Annotated in this window: 21 protein-coding genes; 15 read left to right on the forward strand and 6 right to left on the reverse strand. The window is 74.6% G+C overall.

Features of this window, described 5'->3' with window-relative positions:
* The first annotated feature begins 17 nt into the window (after positions 1–17).
* From HK417_RS16505 to pstB, 6 genes are all read left to right on the forward strand, one after another.
* Positions 18–758 (forward strand): winged helix-turn-helix transcriptional regulator, encoded by a 741-nt coding sequence (locus HK417_RS16505; protein ID WP_222268409.1) that lies wholly within the window; start codon positions 18–20, stop codon positions 756–758.
* A gap of 35 nt (positions 759–793) precedes the next feature.
* Complete coding sequence (gene mshD / locus HK417_RS16510; protein WP_308123651.1) at positions 794–1,723, forward strand: mycothiol synthase; 930 nt, start codon at positions 794–796, stop codon at positions 1,721–1,723.
* Between the two features lie 215 nt (positions 1,724–1,938).
* Positions 1,939–3,060, forward strand: coding sequence for a phosphate ABC transporter substrate-binding protein PstS (gene pstS / locus HK417_RS16515; protein ID WP_222268411.1), 1,122 nt, complete (start codon positions 1,939–1,941; stop codon positions 3,058–3,060).
* Between the two features lie 109 nt (positions 3,061–3,169).
* Complete coding sequence (gene pstC / locus HK417_RS16520; RefSeq protein WP_222268413.1) at positions 3,170–4,114, forward strand: phosphate ABC transporter permease subunit PstC; 945 nt, start codon at positions 3,170–3,172, stop codon at positions 4,112–4,114.
* Positions 4,114–5,193, forward strand: a complete 1,080-nt coding sequence (pstA, locus tag HK417_RS16525; protein WP_222268415.1) for a phosphate ABC transporter permease PstA — start codon at positions 4,114–4,116, stop codon at positions 5,191–5,193. The genes pstC and pstA overlap by 1 nt, the downstream gene beginning before the upstream one ends.
* 23 nt (positions 5,194–5,216) lie before the next feature.
* Complete coding sequence (gene pstB, locus HK417_RS16530) at positions 5,217–5,996, forward strand: phosphate ABC transporter ATP-binding protein PstB (protein ID WP_222268417.1); 780 nt, start codon at positions 5,217–5,219, stop codon at positions 5,994–5,996.
* Positions 5,997–6,029: 33 nt separating this feature from the next.
* On the opposite strand, the gene HK417_RS16535 is transcribed toward pstB, so the two are convergent.
* Positions 6,030–8,300 carry an LCP family protein gene (locus HK417_RS16535; RefSeq protein ID WP_308123646.1) on the reverse strand — a complete coding sequence of 757 codons (2,271 nt, stop codon included), beginning with the start codon at positions 8,298–8,300 and terminating at the stop codon, positions 6,030–6,032.
* 190 nt (positions 8,301–8,490) lie between these two features.
* Between HK417_RS16535 and HK417_RS16540 the strand changes: the two genes are divergently transcribed.
* Entirely contained in the window at positions 8,491–9,297 is an 807-nt protein-coding gene (locus HK417_RS16540; RefSeq protein WP_222268419.1) for a hypothetical protein, read from the forward strand.
* Between the two features lie 37 nt (positions 9,298–9,334).
* Here HK417_RS16540 and HK417_RS16545 read toward each other — a convergent pair whose 3' ends face one another.
* On the reverse strand, positions 9,335–9,763 hold the full coding sequence (locus HK417_RS16545) for a DUF2795 domain-containing protein (RefSeq protein WP_222268421.1): 429 nt from the start codon (positions 9,761–9,763) through the stop codon (positions 9,335–9,337).
* 34 nt (positions 9,764–9,797) lie between these two features.
* The gene (locus HK417_RS16550) at positions 9,798–10,007 is read right to left on the reverse strand and encodes a DUF2945 domain-containing protein (protein WP_222268423.1); all 210 of its coding nucleotides are present in this window, start codon (positions 10,005–10,007) and stop codon (positions 9,798–9,800) included.
* A gap of 356 nt (positions 10,008–10,363) precedes the next feature.
* Between HK417_RS16550 and HK417_RS16555 the strand changes: the two genes are divergently transcribed.
* The 6 genes from HK417_RS16555 to HK417_RS16575 all read left to right on the forward strand — a co-directional run bounded on the left by HK417_RS16555 (position 10,364) and on the right by HK417_RS16575 (position 16,357).
* A complete protein-coding gene (locus HK417_RS16555) occupies positions 10,364–11,191 on the forward strand; it encodes a siderophore-interacting protein (RefSeq protein ID WP_308123647.1) in 828 nt (275 codons plus the stop codon).
* A gap of 183 nt (positions 11,192–11,374) precedes the next feature.
* Positions 11,375–12,100: a response regulator transcription factor gene (locus HK417_RS16560; RefSeq protein WP_222268425.1), complete on the forward strand. Its 726-nt coding sequence runs from the start codon at positions 11,375–11,377 to the stop codon at positions 12,098–12,100.
* On the forward strand, positions 12,097–13,698 hold the full coding sequence (locus HK417_RS16565; protein WP_308123648.1) for a sensor histidine kinase: 1,602 nt from the start codon (positions 12,097–12,099) through the stop codon (positions 13,696–13,698). Before HK417_RS16560 ends, HK417_RS16565 begins: the two co-directional genes overlap by 4 nt.
* Before the next feature lie 152 nt (positions 13,699–13,850).
* The gene (locus tag HK417_RS25545; protein WP_261327001.1) at positions 13,851–13,973 is read left to right on the forward strand and encodes a hypothetical protein; all 123 of its coding nucleotides are present in this window, start codon (positions 13,851–13,853) and stop codon (positions 13,971–13,973) included.
* 144 nt (positions 13,974–14,117) lie between these two features.
* Complete coding sequence (gene cysD / locus HK417_RS16570; RefSeq protein ID WP_439957928.1) at positions 14,118–15,038, forward strand: sulfate adenylyltransferase subunit CysD; 921 nt, start codon at positions 14,118–14,120, stop codon at positions 15,036–15,038.
* A complete protein-coding gene (locus tag HK417_RS16575; protein WP_222268427.1) occupies positions 15,038–16,357 on the forward strand; it encodes a sulfate adenylyltransferase subunit 1 in 1,320 nt (439 codons plus the stop codon). Before cysD ends, HK417_RS16575 begins: the two co-directional genes overlap by 1 nt.
* A 64-nt stretch (positions 16,358–16,421) precedes the next feature.
* Here HK417_RS16575 and HK417_RS16580 read toward each other — a convergent pair whose 3' ends face one another.
* From HK417_RS16580 to hrpA, 3 genes are all read right to left on the reverse strand, one after another.
* The gene (locus tag HK417_RS16580) at positions 16,422–17,735 is read right to left on the reverse strand and encodes a cytochrome P450 (protein ID WP_222268429.1); all 1,314 of its coding nucleotides are present in this window, start codon (positions 17,733–17,735) and stop codon (positions 16,422–16,424) included.
* A gap of 62 nt (positions 17,736–17,797) precedes the next feature.
* Positions 17,798–17,956: a hypothetical protein gene (locus tag HK417_RS16585; protein WP_222268431.1), complete on the reverse strand. Its 159-nt coding sequence runs from the start codon at positions 17,954–17,956 to the stop codon at positions 17,798–17,800.
* 85 nt (positions 17,957–18,041) lie between these two features.
* Positions 18,042–22,016, reverse strand: coding sequence for an ATP-dependent RNA helicase HrpA (gene hrpA, locus HK417_RS16590; RefSeq protein WP_222268433.1), 3,975 nt, complete (start codon positions 22,014–22,016; stop codon positions 18,042–18,044).
* Between the two features lie 179 nt (positions 22,017–22,195).
* Here hrpA and HK417_RS16595 point away from each other — a divergent pair, with 179 nt between their 5' ends.
* Together HK417_RS16595 and HK417_RS16600 are read left to right on the forward strand one after the other, a co-directional pair.
* Complete coding sequence (locus HK417_RS16595; protein WP_222268434.1) at positions 22,196–22,732, forward strand: MarR family winged helix-turn-helix transcriptional regulator; 537 nt, start codon at positions 22,196–22,198, stop codon at positions 22,730–22,732.
* Entirely contained in the window at positions 22,729–24,627 is a 1,899-nt protein-coding gene (locus HK417_RS16600; RefSeq protein ID WP_222268435.1) for an MDR family MFS transporter, read from the forward strand. Before HK417_RS16595 ends, HK417_RS16600 begins: the two co-directional genes overlap by 4 nt.
* Positions 24,628–24,687: the final 60 nt, after the last annotated feature.

Here is a 24,687-nt window from a genome sequence, read left to right on the forward strand (position 1 = left end):
CACGATGAGGAGACGACATGCGGCTCGTGCTCATGACCTCGGCGCGACAGCCGACCACGGAGGTGCTCCCGGCGCTGGGCCTGCTCGCCCACCAGGTGCGCGTGGTCGCCCCCGAGCTGTCCAGCCTGCTCGACGGTGACGCGGGGGACGTCGTCCTCGTCGACGCCCGGCACGACCTGGTCTCCGCGCGCACGCTCTGCGCCCTGCTGTCCTCGACGGGGGTGGCCGCCTCACTGGTCGCCGTCCTGTCCGAGGGCGGGCTCGTGGCGCTGTCGGCCGACTGGGGTGTCGACGACGTCGTCCTCGACACCGCCGGCCCGGCCGAGGTGGACGCGCGGCTGAAGTGGGCCGCGGCCCGGCGCCTGGCCGCCGCGGCCCCCGCCGACGGCGGCGACGGCGGGGTGACCCGGGCCGGCGAGCTCGTCATCGACGAGCACAGCTACTCCGCCAAGCTCCGTGGCCGCCCGCTCGACCTCACCTACAAGGAGTTCGAGCTCCTCAAGTACCTGGCCCAGCACCCGGGCCGGGTGTTCTCCCGCGCCCAGCTGCTGCAGGAGATCTGGGGCTACGACTACTTCGGCGGCACCCGGACGGTCGACGTCCACGTGCGGCGGCTGCGCGCCAAGCTCGGCACCGAGCACGAGGCGCTGATCGGCACCGTCCGCAACGTCGGCTACAAGCTCGACCAGCAGGTGGCCGACGCCGCCGCGGCCGCCGCGGCCGTGGCGCCGGCCGACGCCTCCTCGCCGGTCTCCTGACCCCGTCCCCCGCCGCGGGTCCCCTGCCGGCGACGATCGAGCGCACCGGGCGGCTCACGCCACCCGCGGTCACCGAGGTCCTCGACCTGCTCGGTGCCGCGCTGGCCGCCGACGGCGTGCGCCCGGTCTCGGAGGAGTCCGAGCTGCGCCTGCAGCACGGCGGACCGGCCGGGGGCAGCGACCTGACCGCCCGCACGCCCGACGGCGCGCTGGTCGGCTACGCCCGGCTCGAGCTGCCGGAGGAGCTGGCCGAGGCCGAGGCCGAGCTGGTCGTCGCCCCCGACGCCCGGCGGCAGGGCGTCGGCACGGCACTGCTCGCCCGGCTCGAGGAGCTGGCCGGGGAGCGGCCGCTGCGGGTGTGGGCGCACGGCGAGCTGCCCGGGTCCACCGAGCTGGCCACCGCGCGCGGGTACCGGCGGGCCCGGGTGCTGCTGCAGATGCGCCGTCCGCTGTCCGGCGTCGACGCCGACCCGCACCCGTCCCTGCCGCCGGAGCTGTCGATCGCGACGTTCCGACCCGGCGTCGACGAGGCGGCCTGGCTGGCGGTGAACGCCCGTGCCTTCGCGCACCACCCCGAGCAGGGCCGCTGGACCCCCGAGGACCTCGCCGTCCGGGAGGCCGAGCCGTGGTTCGACCCGGCCGGCTTCTTTCTCGCCTGGCGCGCGGAGCCCGCCGGACCCCGGCTGCTCGGGTTCCACTGGACCAAGGTGCACCCGGCCGGTGAGGCCGGCGACGAGCCGGTCGGTGAGATCTACGTGCTCGGCGTCGACCCCGACGCCCAGGGCATGCGGCTGGGCCGCGCCCTGACCGACACCGGGCTGGCCCACCTGCGGCGGGCCGGGCTGACCTCCGTGCTGCTGTACGTGGACGCGGACAACACCGCGGCGGTGGCGCTGTACGAGCGCAGCAGGTTCACCCGGCACGCCGTCGACGTCTCCTGGGAACGCTCGCCCACTCCTCGCTGAACCGGCCGCGGCCCCCCCGATTCAGCGACCTTTCCGAAGCGCGTTCACCCGTTGGACGGACAGTGTCGGACGAGTCGTGACCGAAGCCTCGACAGTCGTTCACCGGGCGTTCACCCGGGCACCCGGATCCGTCCATCTGCGCCACTCACGCTGTGCCTCGCAGGAACTCGCCACCCGGCATCGACGTCCGGGTCCCTCCATCGAAAGGCACTGCGTTGAAGCTCAGCACGACGACGCGCGCCGCAGCCCTCTCCACAGGGCTCGCCGCCACCCTCGCCCTCGCCGCCTGTGGCGCCGCGAACGAGACGAGTGGCGGCTCGGGCGCCGCGGGCAGCGCCGGCGCCGGCGCCGAACAGCTCAGCGGCGACCTGGTCGGCGCGGGCGCCAGCAGCCAGCAGGCCGCCATGCAGGCCTGGCAGGCCGGCTTCAACAGCCAGCAGCCCGGCGTCTCCTTCAGCTACGACCCGGTCGGCTCCGGCGGTGGCCGTGAGCAGTTCATCGCCGGCGGCACCGACTTCGCCGGCTCCGACGCCGCTCTGGACGACGAGGAGCTCGCCGCCGCGCAGGAGCGCTGCGGCGGCGGCGAGGTCTTCGAGCTCGCCAACTACGTCTCGGGCATCGCGGTGGTCTACAACCTCGAGGGGGTCGACGAGCTCAACCTGGCGCCGGCCACCGTCGCCGGCATCTTCGCCGGCCAGATCACGACCTGGAACGACCCGGCCATCGCCGCCGACAACCCCGGTGTGACGCTGCCCGACCTGGCGGTCACCCCGGTCCACCGAGCCGACGACTCGGGCACGACCACCAACTTCACCGACTACCTGTCGCAGGCCGCGCCCGAGGTGTGGACCTCCGAGCCCGACGGCGAGTGGCCGCTGCCCGGCGGCGAGGCCGCCAACGGCACCTCCGGCGTGATCTCCGCCGTCCAGGCCGGCAACGGCGCGATCGGCTACGCCGACGAGAGCCAGGCCGGTGCGCTGGGCGTCGCCAAGATCGGCGTCGGGTCGGAGTTCGTGGCCCCGTCGCCGGAGGCCGCGGCGGCCGTCGTCGCGAACTCCGAGCGGGTCGCAGGTCGTGGGGAGTACGACTTCGCCGTCGAGGTGAACCGCACCACGACCTCCGCTGACGAGTACCCGATCGTGCTGGTCAGCTACCACATCGGCTGCGTCGAGTACGACGACCAGGCGAAGGCCGACGCGGTCAAGGCGTTCATGGGCTACGTGGTCAGCGAGGAGGGCCAGACCGCCGCGGCCGACGCCGCGGGCAGCTCGCCGATCACCGCCGACGCACGCGAGCAGGCGCAGACCGCCATCGACGCCATCACGGTCGCCAGCTGATCGACGGCCCGATGCGGCGGCCCGGGGAGTCCCACGGACACTCCGGGCCGCCGTGCCGCGTCACCCCTCACCCCCTGACCACCCCGTACGACGAGCCACGGAGCGATCGGTGACCCTCACCAGCGCACCCCCCACTCCCCCGCGCCCGAAGCGCCGCGTCGGGGACCGGATCTTCGCCGGCAGTGCCTCCGGTTCCGGGATCCTCATCCTGCTGGTGCTGGCCGGGGTCGCGATCTTCCTGATCGGCGAGGCCTGGCCGGCGATCACCGCCGCCGCCGCGGACCTCCCCGGCGGCCAGACCCTGACCGCCTACATCGGGCCACTGGTCTTCGGGACGCTCATCGCCGCGGTCATCGCGCTGCTGGTCGCCACCCCGCTCGCCGTGGCGATCGCTCTCTACATCACCTACTACGCACCGCGCCGGCTGGCGACGGCCATGGGCTACGTGATCGACCTGCTCGCCGCCATCCCCAGCGTGGTCTACGGGTTCTGGGGCATCGCGGCGCTCGCGCCGGCCCTGGTGCCCCTGTACGGCTGGCTCGCGGAGAACCTCGGGTTCATCCCGCTGTTCGCCGGGCCCGCCTCGGCCACCGGGCGCACGATGCTCACCATCGGCCTGGTGCTGGCGGTGATGATCCTGCCGATCATCTCGGCGATCTCCCGCGAGGTGTTCAGCCAGGCGCCGGCGCTGCACCGCGAGGCCGCGCTGGCCCTGGGCGCCACCCGCTGGGAGATGATCCGGATGGCCGTGCTGCCCTACGGCAAGTCGGGGGTCATCGGCGGGGCCATGCTGGGCCTGGGCCGCGCGCTCGGCGAGACGATGGCCGTCGCGATCGTGCTCTCGGGATCCGGCGGGATCACCTTCAACCTGATCTCCAGCAGCAACCCCTCGACGATCGCGGCGAACATCGCCCTGCAGTTCCCCGAGTCGACGGGCCTGGCCGTGAACACGCTGATCGCCAGCGGGCTCGCGCTGTTCGCGATCACCATGGCGGTCAACATGCTCGCCCGCTGGATCGTCAACCGGCGCGCCGACTTCTCCGGAGCCAACTGATGAGCACCCAGACCTCTCCCGCCCCGGCTCCGGTCACCGAGCGCCCGGGCCCGGTCCAGAGCCACCGGCGACTGCCCCGCTTCGCGGCGACGGGGCTGTACCTGGCCGGTCTCGTCCTCGGCGCGCTGCTGTCCGCGCTGACCGGTTTCAACCTCGCCCTCACCGTCGTCTACGGCGCGGTCCTCGGCACGCTGGCCGTCTGGCTGACCTCGCGGGCGGTCGAGGGCCGCCGCAAGGGCACCGACCGGCTGGTCACCTGCATCGTGACGACGGCGTTCGTCATCGCGATGGTCCCGCTGGCCTCGCTGGTCTACACCGTCCTGGACAACGGGCTGCGGCGCTTCGACGCGGCCTTCTTCAACTCCTCGATGCTCGGCGTCGTGGGCGAGGGCGGCGGCGCCTACCACGCCATCTTCGGCACGCTGATCATCACCTTGCTCACCACGGTCATCTCGGTGCCGATCGGCCTGCTGGCCGCGATCTACCTCGTCGAGTACGGCACCGGCCGGCTGAAGAGGGCGATCACCTTCCTGGTGGACGTGATGACCGGCATCCCGTCGATCGTCGCCGGCCTGTTCGCCTTCGCCCTCTTCGCGCTGTTCTTCGGCCCTGGCGTCCGGCTGGGGGTCATGGGCGCCATCGCACTGTCGGTGCTGATGATCCCGGTCATCGTCCGGTCCTCGGAGGAGGTCCTCAAGCTCGTCCCCAACGAGCTGCGCGAGGCCAGCTACGCGCTGGGCGTGCCCAAGTGGCGGACGATCGTCAAGGTCGTCATTCCGACCGCGATCGCCGGCCTCGGCACCGGCGTCACCCTCGCCGTGGCCCGGGTGATCGGCGAGACCGCCCCGCTGCTGGTCACCGTCGGGATCATCAACGGCACCAACCTGAACCCGTTCGAGGGCCGGATGGCGACGCTGCCGGTCTTCGCGTTCTACCAGCTCACCCAGCCGGGCTACCCGCCCGAGCTCGCCATCGAGCGGGCCTGGACGGCCGCGCTCGTGCTCATCATGCTGGTCATGGCGCTCAACGTCGTCGCGCGCCTGATCAGCCGCTTCTTCGCTCCCAAGACCGGTCGCTGAGACCGACCCACCTGGAGGACACCGTGGCCAAGCGCATCGACGTCTCGGACCTGGACATCTACTACGGCAACTTCAAGGCCGTGGAGGGCGTCAACATCTCCATCGAGCCGCGCAGCATCACCGCGCTGATCGGACCCTCGGGCTGCGGCAAGTCGACCTTCCTGCGGTCGCTCAACCGCATGCACGAGGTCATCCCGGGCGCCCGGGTCGAGGGCAAGGTCGTCATCGACGGCCAGGACCTCTACAGCGCCGACATCGACCCGGTCGACGTCCGACGGCAGATCGGCATGGTGTTCCAGCGCCCCAACCCGTTCCCGACGATGTCGATCTACGACAACGTCATCGCCGGCGTGCGCCTGAACAGCACGAGGATGAAGAAGTCCGAGATGGACGACCTCGTGGAGAAGTCGCTGCGCGGGGCCAACCTCTGGACCGAGGTCAAGGACCGGCTGAACCGCCCCGGCTCGGGGCTGTCCGGCGGTCAGCAGCAGCGGCTGTGCATCGCCCGGGCGATCGCGGTGGAGCCGGAGGTGCTGCTGATGGACGAGCCGTGCTCCGCGCTCGACCCGATCTCCACCCTGGCCATCGAGGACCTGATGACGGAGCTGAAGGATCGCTTCACCATCGTCATCGTCACCCACAACATGCAGCAGGCGGCCCGGGTGAGCGAGTCCACCGGGTTCTTCAACCTCGCCGGCGTGGGCCAGCCCGGCCGGCTGGTCGAGTTCAACCCGACTGAGAAGATCTTCAGCAACCCCGACGAGCAGGCGACCGAGGACTACATCACCGGGCGCTTCGGATGAGCCGCACCTGATCCGGGCGCCGCGGCGGCCCCCTCAGCCGCAGGACGACGCGGCCGAGGGGGCCGTCGGCGCTGCGGCGGGAGGCACCGGGGTGCCGATGTCGACCGGGACCGCCCCGGCGAAGTCGGGGCCGACGACCAGCTGCACCGCGCTGCCCACCTCCGTGGTCTCCACGAGCACCGCGCCGGGCGCGGCGGCGGCGACGGTGCGGGCGAGCTCGAGGGAGGCGGCGGCGTACCGGACCACGGTCCGGGTGACGGCGGCCGGTTCGGTCCCCCGCGCCCCCACGCGGAAGCCCTGGGCGACGAGCGCGTCGGCGACCTCCGCGGTGCGGTCGCCGCCGGTGGCGTCCAGCACGTCGACGGTCACCGCGGCCGGGACGACGGTCACCGTCGTCCCCTCGGGCACCGGGTCGACCGCCGCCGGGGCGGGCGCCGGCTCGGCCGGCTGAGGCGCGCCGGCGGCGTCCGCCGGCGCGTCCTCCGGGAGCTGCCCGGTGTCGATGACCGCGTCGAAGAGGGCCCGGGTCGCCGCCCCGTCCACGACCACCGCGGCCTGGTCGCCGTCGAGCGGGACGTGACCGATCGCGGCGACCGGGACCGTGGCGGTCTGCAGCGCGTCGCCGGAGAGGTCGCCGAGGGTCGAGGCCAGGGTCCGCACCTCGGCGAGCGTGGTCTCCGCGTCGACGGTGAAAGCGCCGGCCGCCCGGGTGAGGAACCGGGCCAGCGTCACCGGGTCGGTGACCATGCCGGCCGACAGGCCCGGCCCCAGCGTGGCGGCCAGCAGCTGCTGCTCCCGCTCGGCCGCGGCCGCCCCGGTGACGTCGGTACCGTTCGGCCCGGCGCTGCCGGCCAGGTACTCCCGCGCCTGGTCGCCGGTGAGCTCCCCGGCGGCGCCGGGCAGGCAGGCCGCCACACCCCCGAGGGCGTCGACCAGTCCCGGCAGCCGGCCCAGGTCCACGGCCAGGTAGTGGTCGACCCGCAGGCCGGTGAGCTGCTGCACCGAGCGCACGAGGCAGGAGGGCCCGCCCTCGAGCAGGGCGGCGGCGAACGGCTCGGTGACCGGCGGGCGGACGTCGTCCTCGCCGGTCCGGCAGGCCGGGGTGTCGGTCGCCGCGGTCGGCGGGACCGAGACCAGCGTGGCGCGCTCGCCGTCGGCGGAGACGTGCGCGACCAGCGTGCTCACCGAGGCCAGCCCGGAGCGGCCGGGCAGGTCGGTGCCGACCACGAGGTAGGTCTGCGAGGACTCCTGCAACTGGGGGGCCAGCACCTCCGGGCCATCGGTCACCAGCGCGTCGACCCGGCCGATCGACCGGTCGACGTAGAAGTAGAGAGCCACGTGGTAGGCGAGGACGAGGCCGAGCAGCGCACCCAGGGCCACGGCGACGCGGGTCAGCCGCCGGCGGCGGGCACTGGGCGGCGGCCGCTCGGCGTCCGGCCCGATGTCGGCGGCCGTGCTCCCGCCGACCGGCACGTCGAGGCCGGGGATCGGCGGGATGGGGAGGCTGCGCCGCACCCCGGGCACCGGCGCCGAGGGGTGTGCCGTCCCCGGGAACGCGGGCACCGGCCGGGGCTCGGCTGCTGGCGGCCGCGGCGGTGCCGCCGGGGGTGCGGCGGCGGGAACGGCCGGTCGGGGCCGGGGCGTCGGGGTGGGCGTCGGCCGCGGCCGGTCGGGCACCGAGGGCGCCGGGGCCGGCGTGGACGACCCGGTCGGCGGGACGGGGGTGGCCGGCCCGGCCGACGGGCGGGGCGTGGCCGGCCCGGCCGACGGGCGGGGCGTGGCCGGCCCGGCCGACGGGCGGGGTGGGACCGGGAACGGCGGGGACGACGGCGGAGCGGCGGGACCGGTGGACGGCGGCGCCGGCCGGGCGGGCGGGCGGGGCGGGGCCGTGGGCCGGCGTTCCGGGGCGACCTCGGGCGCGGCGGACCAGCGCACCGGCGGGCCGGCCGGCCGCTCGGACGCCGGGGGCGGCGGTGGTGCGGCGGGCGCCGGGGCCTCGTCGTCCTCCGGCGGCGTGCTCGGCATCGCGGGCTGCCAGCCTGTGGGCAGCACGGGGGGCGCGGGCGGGCCGGTGCGGGGCGCGGGGTCGGCCGGCTCCTGGCGGCCGGGAGCCGGCGGCGCCCCGCGCCGCTCGGCCCGGCGACGGCCGACCCCGGTGCTGCCCGACCGGGCGATCAGCTCCTGGACCGTGAGGGGGGCCGGAGGTCCCGCGCCCGGCACGGCCCTCCCGGCGCGGGTGCTCGGCCCGGACGGGTCACCGGCGGAGGCGCCGTCGGCTCCGTTCCGCGTCGGCTCGTCGGCCACGTGTGTCGACTTCCCATCGTCGTGGTGCTCCGGCCCGGGTGGGCCGCCGTCCGTCTCCGCGTCCGGCCGGACGGGCCGCACACAGGCTGTTGACGATACGTGCGCACGAGGCCACTGCCCGGCGGCCACGCGGACCAACCCCCGCTTCGCCGACCAGCGGCCGTGCCGACGGCTGCGTAGCGTGCGCGGGATGAGGCTCTCCATCCCCGGCCCGTCCGACGTCCTGGGTGCCGTGGAGGGGCTGCGGGACGGGGTCGCGCAGGGCCTCGCCCTCCTCCCGCGTGTGGTCGCCGCGGTGGGCGCCGCCGAACGGCTGCTGGACCGGACGTCGGTGCTGCTGGACCGGATCGAGGCCGCCACCGCCCGCGCCGAGGGGGCGATGACCCGCGTCGACGAGACCCGCGGTCGGGCGGACGAGGCGATGGAGCGGATCAAGCGGTCCCAGGAGGCGGCCGACGACGCCATCGCCGCGGTGGAGGGGACACGCCGCTCCGCCGACGACGCGATCACGGCCGTGCGGGCCAGCCAGGGCGCCGCGGACGAGGCCGTCGCGGCCGTGCGCCGCAGCACCGACGCGGCCGCCCAGCTGGTCGTGGACATCGCCGGCACCGCCGACGGGGCCAACGGGACGCTGGACCGGGCGGAGGCGATGCTGGTCGCCGTCCAGCCGCTGCTGGACGTCTACCGCCCGGCGCTGACCGACCTCGCCCCGGTCGTCAGCCGTTTCGCCGCGGAGCTCAGCCCGGCGGAGGTGCAGGCGTTCATCACGCTGGTCGACCGGATGCCCACGCTGGTGGTGCACCTGGACGAGGACGTCATCCCCGTCCTGGTCACGCTGGGGGACGTCGCCCCGGACCTGCACGCCCTGCTGGACACCGTGCAGGACATGCGGCAGGTGGTGAAGGGGTTCCCCGGCTCGCGGCTGTTCCGGCGTCGCGGCGCCGAGGAGATCGCCGCGGAGGAGGAGGACGAGGAGGCCGCGGCGGGCCAGGGGTGAGCCGGCGCCGCCCCGCGGGACGGCGCCGGCCCGGCGGTCAGGTCTCGGTCGGGTACCCCAGGGCCCGGACGACGTCCCCGATCCGCTCGTAGGTCTCCCCCTCGGGCAGCCGGGACAGCTCGTCCGCGACAGCGTCGGGAGCCCGGTGGTCGCGGGCCGCCTCGACCAGGTCGGCGCCGGTGCTCGGGAAGTCGGCCCGGTCCAGCCAGCGCGCGAGCTCCGCGCGGGCGACCACCGCTTCGGGCGTCATGCCGACCGGGACGCCTCCGGTCAACGTGCCCGTGGGGTCGGCCTGGATGGCGGGCTGGTCCTCACCGGACGGCTCGACCTCCCGCCACTCCTCGGCCCGGGTCGCCCGCTCGGCCTTGAGCATGCCCTGCACCTCGTGCTCGAGCTCCTCGTCGACCCGCGGGCTGTGCTTGGTGCTCCGGCTCGAGGCAGCGAACGTGCCGTCGGTCTCGCTCATGTGTCCTCCTCGTCAGCGGCAGCGGCGCTGCCGGTCAGTCCTTCTCCAGCGCGCCCGGCTTGTGGACCGCGGTCTTCCCGCTCTTGTCGCTCTTCACCTCGTACTGCGGGTCGTCCTCGCTCGCGCGCACGGTGCGGCCGGCCGCCTCCGTGTCCGAGGTGATCTCCCGCTGCACGGTGCCCTCCGCCTCGCTCCCATGGCTCTTCCACGTGACGTGGTCACCCTTGGAGAACTCCTCGGCCATCCCCGGCCTCCTGTCCGGTCGCGTGTGCACCGAGCCCTGCCCGCGCCCGCTGGCCCGCACACATCGGGGTGCGGCCGCCCGGCGCGGGCCGGCTCCGCAGGGGGTGACACCCGGTCGGGCTCACCCCTCCGGGTCAGCCGTGATCACCCGGGTCTCGACAGCCGTCGGCGATCACGTAGCGTTGCCACCCGACGGGCTCCACGGAGGACTTCCCCTGGTCAGGGTGAACCTCTGACCACACTCCGTGACGGTCCCGTCCGTGAGCGCCGGCCCGGCTGGCCCCATTCCCCCGGGGCCGGTCGGGTCGGCCCGCACGCGTCCGGGCCCGGGCCGACCCCGCCCTAGGCTGGAGCACCGTGAGCACGCCCCTGGACGACCAGCCCGCGACCGGACGTCCGGCGCGCGCGCTCCCGGACGCCGGCGACGTCCGCCCGGTCGACGTCCTCACCGTCAGCGCCGTCCGGGACGTGACCCCGGCCGTCCGCCGGGTCACCCTGACCGCGCCGGCCGAGGCCGTGGCGGCCGCCGGCCCGACCATCTCCCTGCTCGTGCCGCGCGTCGGCGACACCGCGCCCGCCTGGCCGCAGATCGCCCGGGACGGCCGCATCGTGTGGCCCCAGGGCAGCCACGGCGTGAGCCTGCGCAGCTACACCGCCCGCCGGCAGGACCCCGCCGCCGGCGAGCTGGACGTCGACTTCGTGCTGCACGGTGACGGCCCGGCCGCGTCGTGGGCCGCGGCCGCCGCGCCCGGGGCCTCGCTGGGCGTGGCCAGCGGTGCACCGCTGGGGGACGCGCCCGCCCGCTGGCTGCTGCTGGCCGGGGACGAGACGGCGCTGCCGGCGATCAGCCGCATCCTCGCTACGGCCGCACCGACCACCCGGGGCGTGGCCCTGCTGGAGGTGGCCGGCCCGGAGGAGGAGCAGCCGCTGTCCGCGCCGGTGGGGGTCGAGCTGCGCTGGCTGCACCGCGCGAGCACCGAGCCGGGGCTGAGCACGCTGCTGTCCGACGCGGTGGCCGCGCTCCCCCGCCCGGACGGGGACGACCTGTTCGCCTGGGTCGCGGCGGAGTCCGCCGCCGTCCGGGGCGTCCGGGCCGACCTGCGCGGCCGGTGGGGCCTGCGTCGCGGTCAGCACCACGCGATCGGCTACTGGCGGCGCGGCCGCGCGATGTCCCCCACCGGCTGACAGCCGCGGGAGCATCGCAGCGAGCGCCGGCGAGCGAGGAGCGGACCGGGGCGCGGAAGCCGGCCGACGGCATCGCCTGAGACACCCAGGCTCCTCACAGGTAGCGTCCAGTCCGTCCGCAGGGCCCCGGCGGAGTCTGGCGGCATGACGACGACGGCCGCACAGGGTCCATCGGGAGGGGTCGTGCCCGGCAGCACCAGCAAGCCCCGGACGCCCGAGGCCCGGCTGCTCGTGGTCGACGACGAGCCCAACATCCGCGAGCTGCTCTCGGCCAGCCTCCGGTTCGCCGGCTTCGAGGTGGCCACCGCCGCGGACGGCCAGCAGGCCCTCGCCGTCGCCGAGCAGTTCCGCCCCGACCTGCTGGTGCTGGACGTGATGATGCCCGGGCTGGACGGCTTCGGTGTCGTCCGCCGGCTGCGTCAGAACGGCACCCACACACCCGTGCTCTTCCTCACCGCGCGCGACGCGGGCGAGGACAAGGTCACCGGGCTCACCCTGGGGGGCGACGACTACGTCACCAAGCCGTTCAGCCTCGACGAGGTGCTCGCCCGCATCCGGGCGGTGCTGCGCCGCAGCCAGGCCGCACAGCGGACCAGCGAGGCGCCGCGGCTCACCTTCGCCGACATCGAGCTGGACGAGGAGTCCCACGAGGTCCTCAAGGCCGGGAAGCTGGTCAGCCTCTCGCCGACCGAGTTCAAGCTGCTGCGCTATCTGATGACCAACGCCGGGCGGGTGCTGTCCAAGGCGCAGATCCTCGACCACGTGTGGAACTACGACTTCAACGGCGAGGCCAACGTCGTGGAGTCCTACATCTCCTACCTCCGCCGCAAGGTGGACACCACCGAGCCGCGGCTGCTGCACACCCTGCGCGGAGTCGGGTACTCGCTGCGCCTCCCCCGCGGCTCGTGAGCCGACCGGCCGACACCCGGCCGGACGGCCCGCCCACCCCCGTCCCGTCCGACCACCCGGCGCCGGGGCCCGACGGCCCCGGCGCGGACGTCGCGTCCGGACCACCGCCGCGGCCGGCGGCACCGGCCCCGCGCATCCCGCTGCGGGTCACCCTCGTCGCCCTGCTGATCGCGCTGCTCACGGTGGCGCTGGCCGCCACCGGCTTCGCCGCCACCTCGCTGCTCCGCGGCTACCTGCTCGACCAGCGGGACGCCCGGCTGACCGCCACGCTGGAGCAGCTGGAGCAGCAGTCCGGCGAGCTCGCCCGCGCCTGCGCGCTCACCGAGCTGCGCATCCCGAGCAACGTCTACATCGCCTGCATCGACCTGACCTCCGCCGAGCCGACCGTGTCGGTCATCCAGGGCCCGCGGTCCGACGACCACCTCCCCGAGGTGGACGACATCGACCGGGCGTCGATCGGCAGCTACGGCAGCGCGCCGTTCCTCCTCCGGTCCGAGGACGGGTCCACGTCCTGGCGGGTGGCGGTCGCCCAGATGAGCGGTGGCTTCGCCGTCGTCGTGGGCACGGACCTCAGCGACGACCGGGCGGTGCTCGCCCGGCTGGTGACCCTGGAGGTCGTGGTCGGCCTGCTGGTCGTGGCGGTGCTGGGCGTCACCGGCTACCTGGTGGTGCGCAACAGCCTGCGTCCCCTCGTGGAGGTCGAGCACACCGCCCAGGCGATCGCCGCCGGCGACCTGTCCCGCCGCGTCCCCGCCGGGGACGACCGGACCGAGGTCGGGCGGCTGTCCCGGTCGCTGAACGGGATGCTCGCCCGGATCGAGGCGTCCTTCCGCGCGCAGCAGGCCTCGGAGGAGCAGGCGCGGACGTCGGAGAGCCGGATGCGGCGGTTCGTCGCCGACGCCAGCCACGAGCTGCGCACCCCGCTGACCTCGATCCGCGGCTTCGCCGAGCTGCACCGCCAGGGCGCCGTGCGCGGACCGGAGGACACCGCCCGGCTGATGCAGCGCATCGAGTCCGAGGCCACCCGGATGGGCCTGCTCGTCGAGGACCTGCTCCAGCTGGCCCGCCTCGACCAGCAGCGACCGCTGTCCCTCGGCCCGGTCGACCTGGCCGGGGTCGCCGGGGACGCGGTCCACGACGCGCGCGCCGTCCAGCCCGACCGGCCGATCAGCCTGCACCTGGACGACTCCCTGCCCGACGCCCCGGTGGTGCAGGGGGACGAGGCCCGGCTGCGGCAGGTCGTGGGGAACCTGGTGACCAACGCCCTCACCCACACGCCGCCCGAGACCCGGGTCACCGTCCAGCTGGCGGCCGACCCCGCGGACCCGGACGTGGTGGTCCTCGCCGTGCGCGACGAGGGCCCGGGGATGGCCACGGCCGACGCCGACCGGGTGTTCGAGCGCTTCTACCGCGCCGACACCTCGCGGACCCGGGCGGCCGGCGGCACCGGGCTCGGCCTGTCCATCGTCGCGTCGCTGGTGCGGGCGCACGGCGGGCAGGTGGAGCTGACCACCGCCCCGGGCGAGGGCGCCACCTTCACCGTCCGGCTGCCACGCTCCGGCCCGGCCGCCCCCGCGGGCGGCGACGCCCCCGGCTGACCCGATCCGGCCGGCGGCTTGGTCCAGTCCCCCGGCGGGAACGGAGCCGGAGGACCGGACGGCGCTGCTGGCGGCCGTCACCGAGCTGGGCAGCGCCCTGCGTCATCGCGCTCGCCGCGGCGCCCGACCGGCCGCTGGTCCAGGGGCGCGGCGTGTTCGTCACTCCCCACCCGAAGCAGGTGGAGGCGTACTTCGGCACGGTCACCGACGCCTCCGGGCGACCGTCGCCGCCGCGGCGGGCGGGTGACGGCACCGCGGTCGACGGGACGGCGTGAGGTGACCACCGCGCGCGCCGACTCGGGCATGCCGGACACTGGGGGCCGGAATGCCCGTCGACCCGATGCGGTTGGCCCACTCCAGACGCGCCGTCTGCCGATGTCGCGTGCCCGCTCCACCGCCGACCCCGGGAGGCCGACAGCGTGAGCCCGCTCGACACCCTGCCCGACCACCGGCTGACCCAGCTGCAGACGCTGGAGGCCGAGTCCATACACGTGCTGCGCGAGGTGGCCGCCGAGTCCGAACGGCCGGTGCTGCTGTTCTCCGGCGGCAAGGACTCGATCGTGATGCTGGAGCTGGCCCGCAAGGCGTTCGCCCCGGCCCGCATCCCGTTCCCGGTGATGCACGTGGACACCGGGCTGAACTTCCCCGAGGTGCTCGAGTTCCGCGACAAGCGGGTCGCGGCACTGGGTGTGGAGCTCGTGGTGGCCTCCGTGCCCGACGCGATCGCCGCCGGCATCGTCCGGGAGGAGCCCAACGGTTCCCGCAACCGGATCCAGACGCCCGTGTTGCTGGACGCCGTCGAGCAGCACGGGTTCACCGCGCTGTTCGGCGGCGCCCGCCGGGACGAGGACAAGGCCCGCGCCAAGGAGCGGGTGTTCTCCTTCCGCGACGAGTTCGGCCAGTGGGACCCGAAGAACCAGCGCCCCGAGCTCTGGGACCTGTACAACGGCCGCATCCACCTTGGCGAGTCGATCCGGGTGTTCCCGCTGTCCAACTGGACCGAGCTGGACATCTGGGGCTACATCGCCCAGGAGGAGATCGAGATCCCGCCGCTGTACCTCGCCCAGGAGCGGGAGGTCGTCGACCGGCAGGGGATGCTCTACGCGGTCAACGAGTTCATCACGCCCAAGGACGGCGAGACGGTGTTCCGGGAGAGCGTCCGGTACCGCACCGTCGGCGACGCGAACCTGACCGCCGCCGTCCGGTCCACCGCGACCACGGTGGAGCAGGTCATCGCCGAGATCGCGGTGACCCGGCTGACCGAGCGGGGCGCCACCCGCGGCGACGACAAGGTCAGCGACGCCGCCATGGAGGACCGGAAGAAGGAGGGCTACTTCTGATGGCCTCGCCCGAGACGCCCGTCGATGTCCACTCGGCCGCCGCCGAGCAGGCCCACGACCTCGCCGTCGCCCGGAAGGACATCCTCCGCATCGCCACCGCCGGGTCGGTGGACGACGGCAAGAGCACGCTGATCGGCCGGCTGCTGTACGACAGCAAGGCGGTCTTCGAGGACCAGTACGCCGCCATCGAGCGGGCCAGCCACGGCGACTACGTCGACCTCGCGCTGCTCACCGACGGCCTGCGCGCCGAGCGCGAGCAGGGCATCACCATCGACGTCGCCTACCGGTACTTCAGCACCCCGCGACGCACCTTCATCCTGGCCGACACCCCCGGCCACGTGCAGTACACGCGGAACATGGTCACCGGCGCCTCGACCGCGGACCTGGCGATCGTGCTGGTCGACGCCCGCAAGGGCATGGTCGAGCAGAGTCGCCGGCACGCCTTCCTCGCCTCGCTGCTGCGGGTGCCGCACCTGGTCGTCGCGGTGAACAAGATGGACCTGGTCGACTGGTCCGAGGACGTGTTCGAGGGCATCGGCGACGAGTTCACCGCCTTCGCCACGAAGCTCGAGGTGTCCGACGTCACGGTCGTCCCCATCTCCGCGCTGCTCGGCGACAACGTGGTGACCCGCTCGGCGAACATGCCCTGGTATCAGGGCGCCTCGCTGCTGCACCACCTCGAGCACCTGCACGTCGCCAGCGACCGCAACCTGGTCGACACCCGGTTCCCGGTGCAGTACGTGATCCGACCGCAGTCCGACGCCTTCCACGACTACCGCGGCTACGCCGGCCGGGTCGCCGGCGGGGTGCTGCGCCCCGGCGACGAGGTCCAGGTGCTGCCCAGCGGCCTGACGACGACGATCGCCGCGATCGACGGGCCGGACGGCCCGCTGGACGCCGCGTTCCCGCCGATGTCGGTCACCGTGCGGCTCACCGACGACCTCGACGTCTCCCGCGGCGACATGATCTGCCGCCCGGCCAACGCCCCGCAGGTGACCCAGGACCTCGACGCGATCGTCTGCTGGATGACCGACCAGCCGCTGCAGCCGCGGCAGCGGCTCGGGGTCAAGCACACGACCCGCTCGGTGCGCGCCGTCGTCAAGGACGTGCAGTACCGGCTGGACGTGAACTCGCTGCACCGGGAGCGCGACGTCAGCCACCTCGGTCTCAACGACATCGGCCGGGTCACCCTGCGCACCACCCAGCCGCTGTTCATCGACGACTACCACCGCAGCCGGGAGACCGGCCGGTTCATCCTCATCGACGAGTCCACCAACGCCACGGTGGGCGCAGGGATGCTCACGCCCCCGCGTCACTGAAAGGCCCCGTCCTCCTCACCCCTCGCACGCTCGGGGCGAGCCTCTGGACGGGCCGTGCGCGGCGTCAGGTGAGGGTGACCGGGAGGTGCTCGAAGCCGCGCAGCGTCTGCAGGTCGCGCCGCTCGGGGGTGCCGGTCACCCGCAGCCGGGGGAACCGCTCGGCCAGCGTGCGCAGCGCGACGACCGCCTCCAGCCGGGCCAGCCCCGCCCCGAGGCAGTAGTGCGCGCCGGCGGAGAACGCGAGGTGCTCCCGGGCGTTGTCCCGGCGGACGTCGAACCGGTCCGGCCGCCCGAAGACGCCGGGGTCGCGGTTCGCGGCGCCGAGCAGCACCGTCACCCGGCTGCCGGCGGGCACCGGCCGGCCGTCCAGGGTCATGTCGCGGAGCACCGTCCGCCCGGTGATCTGCACGGGGCTGTCGATGCGTAGCACCTCCTCGACGGCGTTCGGCCACCTGGCCGGGTCGGCTGCCAGTGCCTCCCACTGCTCCCGGTGGGCGTCGAGCAGCACCACCGCGTTGCCCAGCAGGTTGACCGTCGTCTCGAAGCCGGCACCGAGCAGCAGCAGCACCGTGGCGTGCAGCTCACGCTCGGTGAGGGCCTCGTCCTCCGGCAGCCCGACCAGCCGGCTCACCAGGTCGTCACCGGGCTCGCGGCGGAGCCCGGCGAAGTGGTCGCCCAGGAAGCCGTGCATCTCCCGGATCGACTGCTCGGCCGCTACGTACCGCCGGTAGGGCAGCCCCGGGTCGAGGGTGGCGGCGGCCGCCGCGCCCCAGCGGAGGAAGTCCTCCCGGCGCTTCCCCGGGACGCCGAGGAGGTCGGCGATGACGAGCACGGGCAACGGGGCGGCGAAGCCGGTCACGAGGTCGACCGGGCCGGGGGTCGCGGCGAGCCGGTCGAGCAGGACGTCGGCGGTGCGCTGGACCATCGGCTCGCTGGCCGCGACCGCGCGCGGGGTGAACGCCCGGCTCACCAGGCGCCGGTACCGGGTGTGCGCGGGTGCGTCGACGACGATCATCGACGGCGGCTCGGCCACCCCGTCGGCCGTCGGGTCGTCGGTCACCCGCAGCACCCACTGCGCCCAGCGCGGCGCCAGCGACCGGTCGAACCCGACGCCGACGTCCGCTGACCGCAGCACCTCGGACGCGATCGCGTGCGAGGTGGTGACCAGGCCCAGGCTGCTGGGCACCAGGGGGCCCTGGGCGCGCAGCTGCTCGTAGAGCGGGTGGGGGTCCGCCCGCTGCGCCGGGTCGCGCAGCAACCGGCCGACCAGGTCCCCGCGCGCGGCCGCCCGCTGCAGGTACGCCCCCGGGAGCCCGTGGCGCACCCCCCAGCGGAGGACCGTCCGGGGAGCGAGCCGGGCGCGCTCGGGGATCGTCATCGCCACGGGTCCTGCCCTCCCTGGCACCGGCGGGACACGGCCGGTCCGATCGCTGCCGCAGGCTACTGCTGCGGAGCCTGGGACGGGTCGCCCTTCCAGTCCTTGCCGGCCTCGTCGGCGTTCTCCGAGGCGCTGTCGGTCTGCCCGGCGACGACCTCCACCATCTCCTCGTCGCTCAGGCCCTCGCCCGCGGCGTGGGTGTTGCTGGTCGGCTCGCTCATGCGAGGACTCCTCGGTCCGGCGTCTGGGTCACCGGGACCCTCCCCGCCGCACCGAGCGGGCAAACCCGCCGGCCATCCGGGGCCTTCAGGCGGTCAGCTGGTCGATCGCCTTGTAGACCCGCTGCTCGGACACCGGCCTCGGCGTGCGGATGCCCTGCGCGAACAGGCTCACCCGCAGCTCCTCGATCATCCAGCGCACGCGGGCCACCGGGTCGTCCGGTCCGCCGGTGGCGGGGACCTGGGTCCGCAACTGCTCGTACTCCGCTGTCACCGCGGCGACCTGGTCCATCCACAGGGCGTCCCGGGCCGCGTTCGCCGGCAGCTTCTCCAGCCGGTACGCCATCCCGGTCAGGTACCGCACGAGGTCGGGCAGCCGGCGCCGGCCCGCCGCGGCCACGAAGCCCGTGTGCAGCAGCCCGGCCATCTGGCGGCGCAGGTCGGCGATCGCCGCCTCGGGCACCCGTCGTCCCGGCGCCGCGCCGATCGCCACGGCCACCTCCCGCGCCTGGGTGAGCACCGCCTCGACCCGGCGCACCGCGTCGCTGGTCAGCGGCAGCAGCTCGGTGCGGGCGGTCTGCACCAGCGCGGCGAAGGCCTCGGCGTCCCGCGGGGGGCCGCCGGCCGCGGCGATCAGCTCGTCGGCGGCGGCGTCCGCGCAGTCGGCGACCAGGTCGGGGATCTCGCCGTCCGGGTTGAACTGCATCGCCAGTCGGGACCGCGGCGACAGCCCCTTCACCACCTGCTTCACCGGCGCGCCGACCTCGACCAGCAGCAGCCGGCGCGCACCGCGCCAGCTCAGCCGGGTCGCCTCCGCCTCGGTGGGCACCACGCGGACGCCGACGGTCTCCCCCTCGTCGACCAGCGCGGGGTGCGCGGTGACCACGTGGCCCCCGCGGCGCACCTCGACGCTGCGCGGCAGCTCCCCGAACGTCCACGAGGTCTGCCCGGTGCGCTCCAGCTCCGACGCGGCCCGGGCCAGGCCGGCCCGCGCCTGCGGGGCCACCTGGGCGCGCAGCGCCGTCAGGTCCTTGCCCTCGGCCAGCGGACGGTGCTGGTCGTCGAGCACCCGGAAGGTGGCCCGCAGGTGCGCCGGCACCTCGGCCGGGCGCCAGGCGTCCGGCGGGATGGTCACGGCCGTCGCCCGGCGCAGTTCCCGTTCCAGCGCCGGGAGCAGCGGCTCGGTCGGGCGGATGTGCGGCAGCACCTCGCGCACCCGGTCGGGGATCGGCACCAGGCCGCGGCGCAGCTGCTTGGGCAGCGACCGGAGCAGCTCGGTGACCAGCTCCTCGCGCAGCCCGGGCACGGTGAAGGCCAGCGACTCCCCGGAGGTCTCCGCGGCGACGGTGTCGAGCACGCCGAGCGGCACGTCGACGGTCACGCCGTCCTCGACCGCGCCCGGGTTGAACGCGTAGGACAGCGGCAGGGTCAGCCCCTGGGTCAGCTCGACCTCGTCCGGGTAGTCCTCGGGGTCGACCTGGCCGGCCACGGCGGCGTTGGTGAGCATCTCCGGGCTGAAGGTGAGCAGGTCCGGGGTCTCCCGGCGGGCCTGCTTCCACCACCGGTCGAAGTGCCGGGTGGAGACGACGTCGGCCGGGATCCGCACGTCGTAGAGCTCGAACAGCGTCTCGTCGTCCACCCGGATGTCCCGGCGGCGGGCCCGCTCCTCCAGCTCCGCGACCCGCTCGATCGCGCGGGCGTTGTCGGCCCAGAAGCGGTGGTGCGTCGTCCACTCGCCCTGCACCAGCGCGTGCCGGATGAACAGCTCGCGGGAGACCACCGGGTCGATGGAGCCGTACTGCACGCGCCGGCCGACGACGAGCGGCAGACCGTGGAGGGTGACCCGCTCGGTGGCGACCACGGAACCGCGCTTGGCGTCCCAGCGCGGCTCGCTGTACTGGCGCTTCACCAGGTGCTCGGCCAGCCGCTCGACCACCTCCGGGTCGATCCGCGCCACGGTCCGGGCGAACAGCCGGCTGGTCTCCACCAGCTCGGCGGCGACCACCCAGCGCGGCGGCTTCTTCGCCAGCGGCGTGCCCGGCGCGATCACGAACCGGGTGTTGCGGGTGCCGACGTACTCCCGCACGGGACGGCGGTCGCCCTTGGCCGCCTCGACCTGCGTGCCGATCTGCGAGAGCAGCCCGGCCAGCAGCGACGCGTGCACGCCGCGCTCGTCGGGTTCGGCGGCGAGCGAGCCGGTGGTCATGCCCAGCCGGCGGGCGGTGCCGCGCAGCTGACCGTGCAGGTCCTGCCACTCGCGGATGCGCAGGTAGTGCAGGAACTCGCGCTTGACGGTGCGCCGGAACTGGTTGCCCGACAGCGTCTCCTGCCGCTCGCCGAGGTACCGCCAGAGGTTGAGCAGCGCGAGGAAGTCGGAGTTCTCGTCGGCGAACCGGGCGTGCAGCTCGTCGGCGGCCTGCTGGTGCTCGGCCGGGCGCTCCCGGACGTCCTGCACGGTGAGCCCGGCGGCGATGACCAGCACCTCCTCGAGCACCCCGCGGCGGTCGGCCTCGACGACCATCCGGGCGATCCGGGGGTCCAGCGGCAGCGCGGCGAGGGCCCGGCCGGTGGCGGTGAGCGTGCCGGCGGGGTCGAGCGCGCCGAGCTCCTCGAGCAGGGCCACGCCGTCGGCGACCGCGCGCCGGTCCGGCGGGTCGATGAACGGGAAGTCCGCGACGTCCCCGAGCTCGAGCGCGGCCATCTGCAGCAGCACCGAGGCCAGGTTGGTGCGCAGGATCTCCGGGTCTGTGTACTCCGGCCGGCCGTCGAAGTCGTCCTCGGTGTACAGCCGGATGGCGATGCCCTCGCTGGTGCGGCCGCACCGGCCGGACCGCTGCCGGGCCGAGGCCTGGCTGATCGGCTCGATCGGCAGCCGCTGGACCTTGGTGCGATGGCTGTAGCGGGAGATGCGGGCGGTGCCCGGGTCGACCACGTACTTGATGCCCGGCACGGTCAGCGACGTCTCGGCGACGTTGGTGGCGAGCACCACCCGCCGCCCGGTGTGCGGGGCGAACACCTTGTGCTGGTCGGCCGCGCTCAGCCGCGAGTAGAGCGGCAGGACCTCGATCGGTGCGCCGCCGCGCTCGGTCAGCCCACCCAGGGCCTCCGCGGTGTCCCGGATCTCCCGTTCCCCGGCGAGGAAGACCAGCACGTCACCCGGGCCCTCGGCGACCAGCTCGGCGCAGGCGTCGACGATCGAGCTGACCTGGTCGCGGTCGGGGTCGGCGTCCGGGTCGTCGGGGTCGATGACCGGCCGGTAGCGGACCTCGACCGGATAGGTGCGGCCGGTGACCTCGACGACGGGCACCTCGGCACCGTCCGCCGAGCCCGGCTCACTGTCGCCGGGTCCTGCGAAGTGCTTCGCGATCCGGTCGACGTCGATGGTCGCCGAGGTGATGACCAGCTTGAGGTCGGGACGGCGGGGCAGCAGCCGGGCCAGGTAGCCCAGCAGGAAGTCGATGTTGAGGCTCCGCTCGTGGGCCTCGTCGATGACGATCGTGTCGTACTGGCGCAGCGCCCGGTCGCGCTGGATCTCGGCGAGCAGCACGCCGTCGGTCATCAGCTTGACCAGCGTCCGGTCGCCGACCTCGTCGGTGAAGCGGACCTTCCAGCCGACGACGTCGCCCAGCGGGCTGCCGATCTCCTCGGCGATCCGCTCGGCGACCGTGCGGGCGGCGATCCGCCGCGGCTGGGTGTGCCCGATCCGGCCGCGGACGCCCCGGCCCAGCTCGAGCAGGATCTTGGGCAGCTGCGTGGTCTTGCCCGACCCGGTCTCGCCGGCGACGACGACGACCTGGTGGTCGCGCAGGGCGGCGGCGATGTCGTCGCGGCGCTGGCTGACCGGCAGCTCGTCGGGGTAGCTGACCGCGGGCACGGCGGCGCGCCGTCGGGCGATCCGGTCCTCGGCCGCGGCGACCTCGGCCGCGATCGCGTCCTGCTGCCGGGCACGGGCGGCCGGGTCCTTGGTGCGCCGGGTGCCGTCGAGCCGGCGGCGCAACCGGTGCTCGTCCGCGAGCGTCAGCGCGGACAGCCGGGAGCGCAGGTCGTCGTGCGGGGTGGTCACGGAGGTCTCGCGCTTTCTTCCGAGGGGGACGGTCTCCAGGGTCCCATCCCCGTCGACCTGGTTGCGCAGGTCACAGTGCATGCCGGCTGCAACTTGTTGCATGCGCCGCGCAACGGCTTGTACCGTGCATCTGTTCCCGGGCGCACTGCCGCGCTCCCCCCGCCGTCCTGGGAGTCCCCGTGACCGACCCCGCGTCCTCCCCCGGCCCCGCGCCGGCCGGCGCCGACGCCGCCGCCCACCTGCTGTCCGACGAGCTGGCACGGCTCTCCCGGGTGCTGCACGCGCTCAAGGCCTCCGCCGCCGCCGGCTCGAGCGCGGAGGCCCGCGAGCGCGCCGCCCACGTGCTGCTGTTCCCGCTGACCCGGCTGGGTCCGATGCGGCAGGGCGCGCTCGCCGAGCTCGTGCACGCCGACCCGTCCACGGTCAGCCGGCACGTCACCCTGCTCGTCGACCGGGGCCTGGTCCGCCGGGTCGCCGACGAGCAGGACGGCCGGGTCAGCCGGCTGGTCGTCACCCCCGCCGGTGAGGCAGTGCTCGACCAGATGCGGCGCGAGCGCGAGGAGCTCCTCGCCGCCGTCACCGCGAGCTGGTCCCCCGGCGAGCTGGCCGGCTTCACCGGTCAGCTGCGCCGTTTCGTGGACGACCTCACCGACCACCTCCCGAGCCTGGGTGCCGCCGTCGGCGCGCCCCTCCCCCGCACCGAGAAGGACCGATGACCCAGACCTCCGACCGTGGGACCGCGGCCGAGCGGCGCGGCGCCCGCGCCGCCGCGGCGGCCCCGGACGCCTCCGGCGCCTTCACGCACCGCCAGATCATGACGATCCTGGTCGGCCTGCTGCTCGGCATGTTCCTGGCCGCCCTCGACCAGACCGTCGTGTCCACCGCGATCCGCGTGATCGCCGACGACCTGCAGGGCTACGACCTGCAGGCCTGGGCCACCACGGCGTTCCTCATCACCTCGACGATCGCCACGCCGCTGTACGGCAAGTTGAGCGACATGTACGGCCGGCGCGGCTTCTACCTGTTCGCGATCGCGGTGTTCGTCATCGGCTCGGCGCTGTGCGGCCTCGCGGACACGATGTACCAGCTGGCCGTCTACCGGGCCATCCAGGGCATCGGCGCCGGTGGCCTGATGTCCCTCGCGCTGGCCATCATCGCCGACATCGTCCCGCCCCGGGAGCGCTCCAAGTACCAGGGCTGGTTCATGGCCGTCTTCGGCTCCTCTAGCGTGCTGGGGCCGGTCATCGGCGGGCTGCTCTCCGGCCAGGAGTCGATCCTCGGCATCACCGGCTGGCGCTGGATCTTCTACGTCAACGTGCCGCTGGGCGTGCTGGCCTTCGCCGTCGTCTTCAAGGTGCTGCACCTGCCGCACACCCGCCGCGACCACCGGATCGACTACCCCGGCGCGCTGGCACTGATCGCCTTCCTGGTGCCGCTGCTGATCGTCGCCGAGCAGGGCCGCACCTGGGGTTGGGGCGACACGACGTCCCTGGTCTGCTACGCGATCGGCGCGGTCGGCTTCGTGCTGTTCTTCCTGGCGGAGCGGGCCTACGGCGACGAGGCGCTGCTGCCGATCCGGATGTTCCGCAACCGCACCTTCGCGATCAGCGGGCTGTCGAGCATCGTGCTCGGCATGGGCATGTTCGGCGGGATCCTGCTGCTCCCGCAGTACCTGCAGATCGTGCACGGCTCGAGCCCCACGGTGGCCGGTCTGCAGATGATCCCGCTGGTGCTCGGCATCATGGTCGGCTCGGTGATCTCCGGGCAGACGATCGCCCGGACCGGCGTCTACAAGCCCTTCCCGCTGGTCGGCGTCGTGCTGATGGTCGCGTCGCTGGTCGGCCTGTCCATCGTCGTCGGCGCCGACACCTCGATCTGGACCCTGGTGCCGTTCATGGTCATGCTCGGTCTCGGGCTGGGCTTCAACTTCCAGCCGGTCATCCTGGCCGTGCAGAACGCGGTGAGCCCGCGGGAGATCGGCGTCGCCACCTCGTCGGTGACGTTCTTCCGGCAGATGGGCGGCACGCTCGGGACGGCGATCTTCCTCTCCGTCCTGTTCACCCGGCTGCCCGGCGACATCACCAGCGCGTTCACCCGCGCGGCGGCCGACGACCCGCGGGTCGCGCAGGCGGTGCAGAGCGGCCAGCTGAACACCGGCGGCGACCTGTCGGACACCTCGTTCATCGCGGACCTGCCGGACCACCTGGCCCTGCCGTTCAAGACCGGGTTCAGCCACACCCTCGACGTGGTGTTCCTCATCGCCGCGGCGATCGTGGCGCTCGGCTTCTTCGTGCTGATCTTCCTGCCCCAGCTGGCCCTGCGGACCCAGTCCGGCATCCAGGCCGCCCGGGCGGGGGCGGGCGAGGCGGTGAACACCCCGGCCGAGGGTGCGGCACACGCCGTCGGCGCCGCGGCGCCGACGTCCACGGCCCCGCCGGTCGACGGCGTCGACCGCACCGGGGAGCCGGCCGCCGGCCGGTCCGGCGGTCACGCCGGGGACGACGCCCCGCGCTTGGGCGGCCGGCACGAGGCGGCCCCCGACCAGGCGACCGGGCTGGCCAGCGTCCCGGCCGCCCACCTGCCCCAGCGCAGCGGTCGCCCGCGCGACTGACCGGGGCATCGACCGCAGCGGCCCCTCTCCCACGTCGGGAAAGGGCCGCTGCCGTCCTCG

It is taken from the genome of Modestobacter marinus (genome assembly GCF_019799945.1).
In the GTDB taxonomy this organism is placed as follows: Bacteria; Actinomycetota; Actinomycetes; order Mycobacteriales; family Geodermatophilaceae; genus Modestobacter; species Modestobacter marinus_B.

Coding starts and splice junctions, on each gene's coding strand:
- HK417_RS16505 (WP_222268409.1), top strand. CDS start 18: ATGCGGCTCGTGCTCATGACCTCGGCGCGACAGCCGACCACGGAGGTG.
- pstA (WP_222268415.1), top strand. CDS start 4,114: ATGAGCACCCAGACCTCTCCCGCCCCGGCTCCGGTCACCGAGCGCCCG.
- HK417_RS16540 (WP_222268419.1), top strand. CDS start 8,491: ATGAGGCTCTCCATCCCCGGCCCGTCCGACGTCCTGGGTGCCGTGGAG.
- HK417_RS16545 (WP_222268421.1), bottom strand. CDS start 9,763: ATGAGCGAGACCGACGGCACGTTCGCTGCCTCGAGCCGGAGCACCAAG.
- HK417_RS16550 (WP_222268423.1), bottom strand. CDS start 10,007: ATGGCCGAGGAGTTCTCCAAGGGTGACCACGTCACGTGGAAGAGCCAT.
- HK417_RS16575 (WP_222268427.1), top strand. CDS start 15,038: ATGGCCTCGCCCGAGACGCCCGTCGATGTCCACTCGGCCGCCGCCGAG.
- HK417_RS16580 (WP_222268429.1), bottom strand. CDS start 17,735: ATGACGATCCCCGAGCGCGCCCGGCTCGCTCCCCGGACGGTCCTCCGC.
- HK417_RS16585 (WP_222268431.1), bottom strand. CDS start 17,956: ATGAGCGAGCCGACCAGCAACACCCACGCCGCGGGCGAGGGCCTGAGC.
- HK417_RS16600 (WP_222268435.1), top strand. CDS start 22,729: ATGACCCAGACCTCCGACCGTGGGACCGCGGCCGAGCGGCGCGGCGCC.